Source organism: Candidatus Poriferisodalis sp., assembly GCF_965205175.1.
Classification (GTDB): domain Bacteria; phylum Actinomycetota; class Acidimicrobiia; order Acidimicrobiales; family Poriferisodalaceae; genus Poriferisodalis.
Window position 1 is genome coordinate 864350 of sequence record NZ_OZ242038.1, and the last position, 11948, is coordinate 876297.

Annotated in this window: 9 protein-coding genes; 4 read left to right on the forward strand and 5 right to left on the reverse strand. The window is 65.3% G+C overall.

The window, feature by feature from the left end; genetic code table 11:
- Nucleotides 1–5 precede the first annotated feature (5 nt).
- The 3 genes from ACOGI4_RS03775 to ACOGI4_RS03785 form a co-directional block, all read right to left on the reverse strand.
- On the reverse strand, nt 6–4448 hold the full coding sequence (locus tag ACOGI4_RS03775) for a hypothetical protein (protein WP_419842602.1): 4443 nt from the start codon (nt 4446–4448) through the stop codon (nt 6–8).
- Nucleotides 4445–4855: a hypothetical protein gene (locus ACOGI4_RS03780; protein WP_419842603.1), complete on the reverse strand. Its 411-nt coding sequence runs from the start codon at nt 4853–4855 to the stop codon at nt 4445–4447. The genes ACOGI4_RS03775 and ACOGI4_RS03780 overlap by 4 nt, the downstream gene beginning before the upstream one ends.
- Before the next feature lie 447 nt (nt 4856–5302).
- Nucleotides 5303–5974 carry a fibronectin type III domain-containing protein gene (locus tag ACOGI4_RS03785; RefSeq protein WP_419842604.1) on the reverse strand — a complete coding sequence of 224 codons (672 nt, stop codon included), beginning with the start codon at nt 5972–5974 and terminating at the stop codon, nt 5303–5305.
- 423 nt (nt 5975–6397) lie between these two features.
- On the opposite strand from ACOGI4_RS03785, the gene ACOGI4_RS03790 reads away from it, so the two are divergent.
- Genes ACOGI4_RS03790 through ACOGI4_RS03800 form a run of 3 tightly spaced genes read left to right on the forward strand, consistent with a single transcriptional unit; the run spans nt 6398 to nt 9231 of the window.
- Nucleotides 6398–7174, forward strand: a complete 777-nt coding sequence (locus ACOGI4_RS03790; protein ID WP_419842605.1) for an enoyl-CoA hydratase-related protein — start codon at nt 6398–6400, stop codon at nt 7172–7174.
- Between the two features lie 40 nt (nt 7175–7214).
- The gene (locus tag ACOGI4_RS03795) at nt 7215–7856 is read left to right on the forward strand and encodes a cysteine dioxygenase (RefSeq protein WP_419842606.1); all 642 of its coding nucleotides are present in this window, start codon (nt 7215–7217) and stop codon (nt 7854–7856) included.
- Complete coding sequence (locus ACOGI4_RS03800) at nt 7843–9231, forward strand: rhodanese-like domain-containing protein (RefSeq protein WP_419842607.1); 1389 nt, start codon at nt 7843–7845, stop codon at nt 9229–9231. Before ACOGI4_RS03795 ends, ACOGI4_RS03800 begins: the two co-directional genes overlap by 14 nt.
- A 19-nt stretch (nt 9232–9250) precedes the next feature.
- Here ACOGI4_RS03800 and ACOGI4_RS03805 read toward each other — a convergent pair whose 3' ends face one another.
- Nucleotides 9251–10129, reverse strand: a complete 879-nt coding sequence (locus tag ACOGI4_RS03805) for an LLM class F420-dependent oxidoreductase (RefSeq protein ID WP_419842608.1) — start codon at nt 10127–10129, stop codon at nt 9251–9253.
- Nucleotides 10130–10374: 245 nt separating this feature from the next.
- Here ACOGI4_RS03805 and ACOGI4_RS03810 point away from each other — a divergent pair, with 245 nt between their 5' ends.
- Nucleotides 10375–11289 carry a 1,4-dihydroxy-2-naphthoyl-CoA synthase gene (locus tag ACOGI4_RS03810; RefSeq protein ID WP_419842609.1) on the forward strand — a complete coding sequence of 305 codons (915 nt, stop codon included), beginning with the start codon at nt 10375–10377 and terminating at the stop codon, nt 11287–11289.
- Between the two features lie 69 nt (nt 11290–11358).
- Here the strand turns inward: ACOGI4_RS03810 and ACOGI4_RS03815 are convergent, their stop codons facing one another.
- Nucleotides 11359–11886, reverse strand: coding sequence for a PaREP1 family protein (locus ACOGI4_RS03815; RefSeq protein WP_419842610.1), 528 nt, complete (start codon nt 11884–11886; stop codon nt 11359–11361).
- Between the last annotated feature and the right edge of the window lie 62 nt (nt 11887–11948).

The window sequence follows — 11948 nt, forward strand, 5'->3', positions numbered from 1 at the left end:
ACTGCTCATCCTGCCTCCTCGTTTGCCGGATGCGGCCACTCTCGCTCAGTGTCGCGCACGAGCGCCTCGTATCGGTAGCTGCGACCAACCTCGCGCAGGATCGCTGCAGTGCGCGGCCATGCTGCAAAGTGCTGGCTTGTTGCCTTGAGGCCGGCAGCGAGACGGTGCTCTTGCTCGCCGCCCGCGGCAATGTCGCGCCATTCGGGGCCACGTTGGTTGATGCGTCGGTTGCGCATCGCCTCGCTCAAGCCCGAATCGACTTGGTCGCATTCCAGCTCTTCCAGCAATGTGCGAACGGCTAGCCCGGGCCAGTCGCCATTCGCATCGGCGGGCGAGGCGGCGAGGGCTACCCCGATCATGCGCTTGCCGATGTCATCTCGGCCAGACTTCGCAAGGCTCTCGTGAACGACATTGACCCATGCAGCTAGCGCCTCGCCGCCCAACTCGTCGGTCTCACCAAGACCCGGCGCGAACGTCGAATCGGGCCAGCTGTGCAAGGATTCGAAGGCATTGAGCGCAGTACACTGTCCAGCGTCGTCCGGCTCAGCTGTGGGGTCCTGCTGGTCGTTTGCAGGCTTGAAAGCCAGTTCGACGAGATCGACGAACAGTTTCGGATCTCGCGCCAGTTCTCGGTGTAGGTTCAGCGTTTCGAATTTCGGATTCGCACCGAGCAGCGGGCCGTACTGCCACTCCAATATGGCGACGCGTCTCGTGCCGAGATACTCATGGTGTTGCGCGATCACTTGCAAGAGCGAGGTGAGCGTGCTGAGCTGCAACTTGGTCCCGTCGTCGTGGTCATTCTTGCGTGTGATCCACTGTTCCAAGCAAACGCAGGCTTCCTCGACGAACTCAGGCGCCGAGGTGTGGGCATCGCTACAGAATCCGCCGCAGAATTCTAGGAGTTCCACGGCGAATCCGACGCGACCGGCTTCACGTAGTCGGCGGGAAACGGTGAGCAGGTCGCTCAGCTCGTTCAGATGTGCGAGATCGGAAAAGCCCACCCGGTGCCAATACTCGGTAGCGATGTCCGCGCCCAGCGCGTCTGCTCGCGTCCACGGTGCCTCGGCGGGCCTGAGCATCCGGAGCAGTTCGGCCGATGCTTGCGCCGAGGTCTCGTGATGTGACAAGAGCTGCTCGATACCGTCCCATCCCGATGCTTCATACCGTTGCATGAAGTAGCCCGCAGCAGTGTCGGCACGTCTTGCGTCTGGCGTGCCGATCAGTTGAAGCAGAGCCGCGTCATGGGTCGGGCTCCGGCGTGCAAGCGCCTCGCCTACTTGGCTCGGTGCGTCAACGGTCGAGGCGAACCGAAGCACCGCTTCGAGATCACCGCGGGACAACACCTCTGCGACCGCGTCGTCCTGTTTCGAGTTCAACGCAGCTGTAAGCGTCTCGGGCTGTTCAGTTCGGCTCACGCCGTCCAAGCATGAAGCCCCCTGAGTGAACAAATGCCCGTAGGCTATGCCGGGATCAGCGGGTAGAGACTCGTCTCGCAGCTGCTCCAGCAATTCCAAGTCTGAATCTGGCAGTGCCCAATAGGCATTGCGGTGCTGGCGATGTTCAGCTGCAACTCTGCGCAACTGTGGCCACAGGCTCGATGCGAATTGTTCATCAGGAGCAGAAGCAAGCTGCTCCTTCAAGCCCGTTATGGCTTGCGAGCGAATCGCAACAGGCAGCCTGTCCACGTGCCGCAGCACGTCGTACCAGCGTTCGGGATCAATGCCTGCATCCTCAATCAGTTTCGGCGCAAGCGAATCGTCCCACAGCGCTTTCTCCTGGCGAGTCACGCCTCCCAGCGCTTGCCGCCAGTGCCGGTATCGAGGCTGTGGCCACACTGACCGGCTGCTGGTGCTGTCTGAGAGCATTGACAGCACCAGCTCCCATGCAAGACCCGGGTATCGGCGCCGCAGCAACTCCACCGCCTGGAGTCGGCGATGAGCATCGGCGGCGGTGCGGGGCGACCACGGCCACAAGATCGCCTCGAGTGCGTCTAGCGGCCGTCGCCCATCACGGTGGCCGGCATGGATGCCGTCCAGCTTGGCCAGCAAGTCAACTACTTCCACCAGATGTTCAGGCGACCACGCAATGATCTCCAGCGTCTCGAGCACGTAGTGGTACGGCGGGTGCCCTCCGAAGGCTGAGGCCATAGCGTCGCGTCCGGCGAACATCACCTCGACGAACTGATGCCGCATGCTCAGGCAGGTACGCAGTGTCTGCAGGACGGCATCCGGGTCCGCTTCGCCGAGCAGCGGCAAGACTTCGGCCACTGCAGTCCAGGTCTTGTGGGTCGGATCCTCGTTCGCAGATTTGAGCACTCGCAAGGTGATGTCGCGAGCTAGGTCCAACACCGCCAATTTTCCTGCGTCCGTAGCTGGCTCCAGGCTGCCAGCGAGAGCCAGCGTGGTTGCCACCGATCGCCTCAATCGCGTCGAGAATTTGGCCTTGATGCCGTCAAGCGCTGCTCGGAGCAGATCTTCACTCGCGAGTTCTCGCAGTGGTTCGGCAGTCGTAAGCACATCATGCGCCACAGCCGAGAAGGCATCGACGTCAGATCGCGTGAGATGCTCGCGAAGCAGTATCCATGAGTCAGCGGGTGAAACTAGGCACCAAGTTCGGTCGAACTCGACGAATGGCGCATCAGCTCGGTCAAGCGCGCGCAGCGTTTCGGCTACCTGTTCGCTTTCCGCACCGGTCAGCCTCCCCACGATTTCGAGATCGCCAGCGCAGGTCTCGTTCCAGCCGCCGACCAACAAGCACCGTCGAAGTGTCTGGTCGATGTGCTGCGTTGCCCAATCCGGAGTGTACAGTTCGGGCTTCTCTGCGAGCTGTCTACGAAGCGCAATCAAACTGACACCAGCGGTGTTGCCGAATTCGTGTGCTTCACGTGGCTCGAATCCTGTAGCTCGCAGCTGCTGAGCCACGGCCGATGAATCGACGGCACTGAGCACGATGTCTGCTTGGGTGCTGCCAGGTACAGGCACGATCATTCGATGCGGGCTTCCAGCATGCAGATGCTTCGCGAACTCTCTTGACGGCACCATGACGGTCAGAACAGGGCCGCTGGCCGCGCGTTGTGGCTTCAGCGACACAGCTTCTGTTGCAAACAGCTGCAGGGCAGTGTCGTGGTCATCCACATAGATGATCTGCGCACCGTCGTTGTCGCTCTCAGCACCATCGGCTTCGATCGCAGCCGCGACAAATGCGATGATCTCATCGGGATAGAAAGGACCGCCGATAGTAATGACACCAGGCTGATGCTTGCACTGTTCGCGCAGTTTGTCGGCAGATTCTTTGCGTCCGGCGAGCACGATACGTTCATCAATCGGTGTCGTGGTTGATGCACGCCATCGATGCCACCACGCAGCCAGCGTCATGACGCCTGCAATCGGTATCCCTATCTGCTCACGCAACCAGACGGTCGTTCTGAGAGCACAGGAGAGCCAGTCTTCGAGATCATCTACATTCAATGCTCTGACACTGTCGAAATCGCCATTGTTCGAGTGTTCAGCAACGAAGTGCTGTGCTTTCGTCCACGGCGCGCAAGCGACAGCCACGTACGTAAGTTGTCGACGCTCGTCCGCCGGATATTCGTCGACTCGCTTCAAGTAGTCAGCCTTGGCTTTGGCATTGGTGCCGCCTTGTTGGGTGGTGACCTCCCATACGGAGGCACCAGGCGGCACATAGCGGTTGCCGCGAGTGCACCGGACGATTCCGTCCCAGCCCGGGGACGACACACCGCTGCCGGCGGGAAAATGACTCCATTCCACAGTCGGCTCTGTCTCGGCAATCAGATTGCGGATCAATCGCGGGAGTTGGGCTGCCCGATCAGGTGTGTACCAGCGGAGCAGATCGTCGCGGCTGACTTGCAGCGCCTCGGGGACGACGGGTACGAGGTGGATGGGCGGCCGCATTGCTTGAGCCAGTCTGCGGGCCAAGTCGACGTCCTCCTCTGCGCACAGCGCTAGCAGGCCGCTTCCGCACAGTGCCTCGGCGATGCGGCCGAGATCACGGACCCGATCCGCCGCGCTGGGTTGGCTAGCGGCTGCATCCCTGAGACCGTTGCCCGCCAGGATCGATTCGCGGAGCGCGACCAAGTCGCCTGCTGCGAACGCAAACGCCTCGCGCAGCTCTGTTGTCGCTCTCGCCGCGAGATCGATACCCAGCTCGCCACCGCTGCGAAGCTGTGCTTCTTCGGCGATGTGGCGGAGCCAGCCTCGACGCGCTAGGTCATCCTGCGACTCGCCCAGCGATCTCAGCTTGCACCCCGCCGCGGCCAGAATCGTGTCGCGCTCCACGGGGCCGCCGGCCGCGGGTGTTCGCAGCCCGGCAATCCACGCTTGCTCGAAGTCGTGGAGGTTGGTCGCTTCCGCGATGTTCGCAAGCACGGCCTCGATGCCTGCAGGCTCGGCATGAGGAGCTGGCTCAGCTGCGGCGGGCAGTGCATTCATGGTGCTTGCCAATCGTAGGTCCGCACGGCGCCGGCGCGAACGGCAATGCCGCTGACTTCGAATGCCTGCCGCGCTACGTCGAGGCTGCTTGCCGATGGCCGGTAGTGACCGCTCATGTTGTTGAGCGAGGACACGACCACCGCGGTCCCGTCGAAGGCGACTTCGAATTCGCTAGCAGCGAGAACAAGGTCCGTGCGCGCCAGCACCGCATGAGAAATGTGCTCACCGCGTCGCTGTCTCGGTGCCACGGCGAGGCTGCCGTCATGCATGACCACGAAGATCATGCGCTCGCGGTCGGCCGCGAAGGCGTCGCCCGGGACGCTGACTGGCTTGACACCCGCCCGGCGCGCTGCTTCCACTTCCTGCGCCAGCTGAGCTGGCTCGCGGTTGTAGTACGGGGTCGCCAAGACACATGTTCCACTCTGCGCGGCTCCAAAGCATACAGACTAAAATATCACAGCATGACATTAAAGTTCATTAAGATGGCATCGACGTGCTTCGCCGCAGCGGCGCCGGGTGCTCTGTTTGCATGCATGCCGACGCTCTCGCATCGTGGCGAGTGATTGGGCACGGTCGTCGAGGTCAGCTACCTGCCCGGGAGACCGGCGGAGCCGATCGAGCCCGCCAAGCCGGACGAATCAGAAGCACCCGCGGCACAGCTCGTACCGCAATAGGTCCGCCTGCGCCGAGCATCCAAGAAATGCGTGGTGCCTCCCGCAAGATGCTGCGGGAGGCACCACTCGTCGTCTGATTTTCGGCAGGCGGCCTGTCGGCCGTACCGTGATGTTCGGTCTGTCAGATCGGCGGATGAAGTCCGAATCTTGACTGGGTCCGGATCTTGACGGAGTCCGGAACTACTGGGTCCAGGTTCGTGACCTGCCGGTCGACCAACCGCAGCGGCTGTTCACGTAGACCGTGATGCGGTACTTGTTGCCGGCGGTCAGGCCGGTCAGATTCGCCGTAGTCGAGCTTTGAACGGTTTGGTGACCGATGTTGTTGACGAGGTAGGTGCTGGTTTTGGTCGTCATGTTCCTCAAGCGCCAGTTGTACTCCGTGAGTGGCGAGCAGCGCTTGCCGTTCCCCGATGCCGGTGCATTCCACGTCACTGTCGCCGTGGTGCCACTGTCGGTAACAGCGAGACTGCCGACGTTGCGCGGCTTGCGCCGCTTGTTGCCCGATGGCGCGGTGGGGTCACTGCCAGAGGTGCTGGCTGCAGTCGTGAACTTGGCTCTGCCGGCAGCTGAGTATCCGCACGAGCCGCCTTGGTGTCCCCAGATGTAGACGTCGTAGGTCGTGCCGGCTGTGAGTTCGTCCACGAACCAACTCGTCGTGGTGTTTCCGAGATCCTCGGACTCTGCGACAGCCTCGCTGGTTGTAGCGTTCGTAACTCGCACCCACTGGTGCGTCAGAGGGCACGCGACGCTGGTGCCGAGTGTCCAGCTGATGGTTGCTTCGACATCGCCTGCTGTGACGGTGACGTTCGTGGGTGCGGGCGTGACGTTGGCACCGGCCGGTACAGCAGTCACCGATAGCAAGAGCGCCGCAACGACAGTCACTACCGACATCAACCGGCACCGAGTCAGGCGCTTGACGGGCACCTTCGCTGGATTGTTCATTGATGCACTCTCCTTGTTGTCGAGGTTCTGCTCAGATCGCTCGTCCGGCACGGACCGCTTACTGTGTGGCGCGCCGAGTTGCACTGCATTGCGAGTGCGGTGGCTCGGATTTGCGCATCTGGCTGCGAGCAGCGCGTCGCGCTCCCGCGTTCGCGAATTTACCACCCCCCCCCCCTCAATGCAACGCGCGATTGGTACATCTTCCGGATCGCACAGGTCCATCGCAGGACCCTCTGTCGGCCTGCGCTTCAGTCGGCCTGCATTCGCCACGGCGGCATCTGCTCAGCGGCGGGCCGAGCGCGGCACGCAGCACAACCGCTACATTCGGCTGCCATGGGTGAATTCTGCAATGCGGAGCGCGACGGACATCTGTTCGTCGTCACGATCAACCGGCCGGAGCGGATGAACGCGCTGCACCCGCCGGGCAACGCCGAGATGTCGTTGCTCTTTGATGAGTTCCAGAGCGATCCAGACCTCTGGGTTGCCATCGTCACCGGCGAGGGCGACCGAGCGTTCTCCGCCGGCAACGACCTGCGCTACCAAGCCGAGGGCGGCGACCGCTCGGCGATGCCGTCGTCGGGCTTCGGCGGCCTGACCTCTCGCTGGAATCTCGACAAGCCCGTCATCGCGGCGGTGAACGGCGTGGCGATGGGCGGCGGCTTCGAGATAGCGCTGGCATGCGACATCATCGTGGCTTCTGACAACGCACGGTTCGCACTGCCCGAGCCGAGGGTGGGCCTCGCTGCGCTGGCCGGCGGCGTGCATCGCCTGCCGCGCCACATCGGATTGAAGCGTGCGATGAGCATGATGCTGACAGGTCGTCACGTGCCTGCGGCCGAAGCGAAGGAACTGGGCATCGTCGCCGAGGTGGTGCCCCAGGGCGAGGCGCTCGCGTGCGCGCGCCGCTGGGCGGGGATGATCCTGGAGTGCTCGCCGATGTCGGTGCGGGCCACCAAGCAGGCGGCCATGCAGGGCCTGAACGAGACCGGCGTCCGCGCTGCACATGAAGGTCGCTACGAGGCGGTGAGGGCCATGATCGACAGCGCCGACTTCGTCGAAGGGCCTCGGGCGTTCTCTGAGAAGCGCCCGCCGCAGTGGCAGGGACGCTGACCGCCACGGCATTCCCCGTGGCTGCGCTGGGACGCCGGCTATGAGCGCCACCGATGCCGTCGCCGCAGCAGACACGAGGGCACGCCGGCGTGCGGCAGAGGTCGCTGACGCTATGGACGACATCGCCAAGATGGATGCACATGGGCGCGAGCACGGCGGCATCGACCGCACCGGCGTTGACCGCATCAAGGAACGGCTGCTGGAGTTGGCCGCTCTAGAGGAGTTGTTTCCCGTCGAGGATTTCCCGCCCCCTGGTGGCGGGCGCGGCTCGGCCAACTACCGGCTCTTCCAGCAGGACGACGGCTCACTGGCGCTGTATGTCCAAAGTGTCGGCGATGGCACGTCAGCACCTCCGCACGAGCACACCACGTGGGCGGTCATCGTCGGCATGCGCGGCCAGGAACTCAACCGCTTCTACGACCGTTGCGCGGGAGAAGGCGAACCCCATGCGGTTCGCGACGAGATGGTCGAGTGCGGCACCGGCGTCGCGATGCTGGGCCAGGACGTGCACTCGATTCACATCGAAGGCGCCTCGACCAACTTCCACTGCTACGGGCTGGCCATGGAGCACATGACCGGGCGCCGCTACTGGAATGCCGCCGCCGGCGAGTGGCGGATCTTCTCGGACGTGACGAACATCGTCGAGGCACGCTTGGGCCATCGGGCTGGTGTCGTTGCCTGAGCGGGTGTGCCGCCCGGCGCCACCGCACGCTGAACGGCTCTCGACCCGCGAGGCGAGCGCGACGGCCGAGGTCCGCGCGGTCTCGGCAGATGCACTGAAGGAACTGCATCGCAGGCTGTTGCGGGGTGACGGCACCGAGTTGGCGCTGGTAGATGCCCGGCAGCCCGAGCAGTTCGCTCGGCGACATCTGCTGTATGCGGCCAATCTGCCGACGAGTCACGTCCGGCTCGAAGCCGCGGCGCGCATCCCGCGTGCCGGCACGCCGCTGGTGGTGTGCGACGACGGCGGCGGAGAAGCCGAAGCGGCCGCGCTCGGGCTTGCCGCCCTCGGCTACAGCGACATCGCGGTGCTCGACGGCGGCATCGACGCGTGGGCCGCTGCGGGCGGTCAGCTGTATGCGGGCATCAACGTGCCCTCCAAGCTGTTCGGCGAACTGGTCGAGGCGCACTTCGGCACGCCTCACGTACCGGCGACCGAGCTGGCGAGCTGGCTCACCGAGGGCCGAGACGGGCACGGCCGGGACGTGGCGGTGGTGGACGCGCGCACTGGTCGAGAGTTCCGTCGCATGAGCATCCCGACTGCCCGGTCGTGCCCGGGCGGCGAGCTGGTGCGTCGGATGCACGAGCTTGCCGGGAACGCTGCGACGGTGGTGGTGAACTGCGCAGGTCGGACCCGCAGCATCATGGGTGCGCAGTCGTTGCGTGCAGCGGGCATGGACCGGGTGGTGGCCCTGAAGGACGGCACGATGGGCTGGGAGCTGGCCGGGTTCGAGCTGGAACACGGCTGCGATGAGGCGATCCCCGAACCGAGTGCGCAGGGGCGGCAGCGGGCGTCGGCTGCGGCAGCAGCGGTCGCTGAGCGCTGCGGGGTTCGCACCGTCGATGCAGCTCGGCTACAGGAGTGGCGCGCCGACACCACCCGCACGACCTACCTGATGGACGTGCGCACGCCCGAGGAGTTCGCCGCAGGGCACTTGCGTGATGCCACCAGCGCTCCCGGGGGTCAGCTGGTGCAGGCCACCGATGAGTATCTCGCCACGAGGGGTGGCAGGGTGGTGCTGGCGGACCACGACGGCATCGGCGCGACGATGACGGCATCGTGGCTGATGCAGATGGGCTGGGATGCTTGGGTGCTCGAACCCGACTGGCTGCCCGACGGGCGCGATGCTCCCGACGGCGATGATGCATGCACCGGGTTGACAGCCGGCGACGACGGCGAAGCCGAGCGGGCGAGGCGTTCCCGGCAGCCGCCGCTGCCCTACGACCCAGACGACGCCTGCGTGGCACGCGCCGCCATGCAGGCGTATCTCGACTGGGAAGTTGCGCTCCCCGAGCTGTACGCCGCCGACGACTTGGCCGAGTTCAGGCTCCGTTGACTGACCAGACGGCGGGCTGCTACAGCTCGGCGAAGCGTTCGATGGTCTGCGCCCAGGCGCTGGCGTCGTCGGGGGTGGAGATGACCGTGTCCAGCCCGGCCATCGGCGATACCGGCACCGCGATGCGGCCGACGCCTCGACGCGCCAGCTCCGGTACGTCGTCGAGATCCGCTGGCAGCTGCACCGTGATCTCCAGCGCATCGGGATCCCGCCCGTGCTCGGCTGCGGTGCGACGGGCCAAGTCGATCAGGTCCCACGGCGCGCCGCGAGCCGGAAAGTAGCCGTCGCCCAAGCGCCCGGCCCGGCGGGCGGCGACACGCGAGTCGCCTCCCACGATGATCGGCACGGTGCCGTTCACCGGCTGAGGCCTGCAGTACGCAGCGTCGAAGTGTACGAACTCGCCGTGAAACGTGGGTCGATCGGCTGACCACAGTTCCCGCATCGCTGCCACGTACTCATCGGTGCGTCGCCCGCGGTCGTCGAAGTGGTCGCCCACGCCTATGGCCTCGAACTCCTCGCGCATCCAGCCCACACCGATGCCCAGCACTACCCGTCCGCCCGAGAGGTGATCGAGCGTGGCGACCTGCTTGGCGCACACCACCGGATTGTGTTGGGGGACGATCAAGATGCCCGTGCCGAACTTGATGGTGGAGGTGACGCCCGCCATGTAGGCCATCCACATCAGCGGATCCGGCAAGGGCAAGTCCTCCACGCCGCCGGCCATTTTGCCGTCCGGACTGTAGGGGTACTGCGACTGGTAGCCCGAGGGGACGACGGTGTGCTCTACGGTCCACGCCGACTCGAATCCGGCCGCCTCGCCCGCTTGCACGAGTTCGGTCGCGAGCGCCGTGTCGGTGGCGAACGTGCCGGTGTTGCAGTACCTGAGTCCGAACTTCATGCTGCGTGCCCCCTGCTGGTTCTGGCGATGCCGTCGCTGCTTGGTGCATGGCCGGCGGCATTCTCGCACACCGCCGGCTGCCCCGGTTGCGAGCCGGCGGGGGCCGCGATCCAATACCGTGCGCCCGCCGACCGCTCGCCCGACCTGCGGTTGTCGCTCCACCCACCCGCCCACTCGTTCCCATCGCCTGTTCGTCCTCGACCGCTGCCACAAACGCGCTCTTGTCGCCGGTCTCGGAGCTGCCCATGCCGTTTCTGTCCCACGTCTCCGACATCTTCGAACCGTCGCGTTGGCGCGCCGTCGGCGGGTTCGACTTCACCGACATCACGTACCACCGCAGCGCCGAGCACGGCACCGTGCGCATCGCGTTCGACCGCCCCGACGTGCGCAACGCGTTTCGCCCGCACACGGTGGACGAGCTGTATCAGGCGCTGGACCACGCCCGCCAGACGCCCGCCGTGGGCTGCGTGCTGCTGACCGGCAACGGCCCGGCGCCTGCCGACGGCGGCTGGGCATTCTGCTCGGGCGGTGATCAGCGCATACGCGGCCGCGACGGCTACCGCTATGCCGACGGCGACACCGCCGCCGACATCGACCCAGCCCGCACTGGACGCCTGCACATCCTCGAGTGTCAGCGGCTGATCCGGATGATGCCCAAGGTGGTGATCTGCGTGGCCAGCGGCTGGGCCGCCGGGGGCGGGCACAGCCTTCATGTGGTGTGCGATCTGACAATCGCCTCGGCTGAGCACGCCCGCTTCCGCCAGACCGACACCAACGTCGCCAGCTTCGACGGCGGCTTCGGCTCTGCGTACTTGGCTCGCCAAGTCGGACAGAAGCGCGCTCGAGAGATCTTCTTTGTGGGCCGCACCTACACCGCGCAGGAGCGCTTCGAGATGGGCGATGTGAACTGCGTGGTGCCTCATGCCGAACTGGAATCGACGGCGCTGGAATGGGCGCGGCAGATCGTGTCGCGCTCACCGACCGCTCAGCGCATGGCCAAGTTCGCCTTCAACCTGATCGACGACGGGCTCGTGGGCCAGCAGGTCTTCGCCGGTGAAGCCACCCGCTTGGCCTACGGCACCGACGAGGCAGCCGAGGGCCGCGATGCGTTCTTGGAGAAGCGAGATCCGAGCTTCGAGCAGTTCCCGTGGCACTTCTGACCGGCTCGCCACCGGTCCGCACGCAGCGCGCGGCATCGTGCAAGCAGCCGATGCTGTGGGCTCAGGCGGTCAGCCCGGTGCGGCGAGCGGCGTGAGTGCGTCCACGAGTTCGTTCACGTTTTCGAGGTCGCGGCCGATGATGTCTGCGTCGAGGAAACGCTTGCGACGATAGAAGTTGCCGTGCAGATCGTTCGCGACGGATCGCAGCAGGCGGATCCGTTCGTCGCCGAGCCGCCGGTAGGCGTTGTTCAGAACCACGCTGAAGTCCGCGTGGGTCTCGTAGTCCCAGCCTTGGGTGAGGGCGACGGCTTTGGCCATGTGCGCGGCGGCACCCCAGCCTTTCTCTGAAGCTTGGTGCAGCTGGTCGTCGGCGAGGTAGGCGCGGCTGCGTTCGATGAACTCGCGTGCCTGTTCGACGTAGTCGGCTGCTGCGATGTCTGTGCCGCTGAGGCGCCAGTCGCCATGCACGGCTTCACCTCCGCACGCAGCACTGCGCGCCGGTTCGCGGGCCCGCTGCCCGGCGGCATCGCTGAGGCCGCTGCTGTAGTCGGCGGCGCCGTCGTGGCTGGCGCTGCTCAAGCTGGCGTCACTCGTCATCGGGCATTCCTCTCGTCAATCTGCGGAACGGTCAGCGTCGGGCGCAGCGTGTGATCCCGACC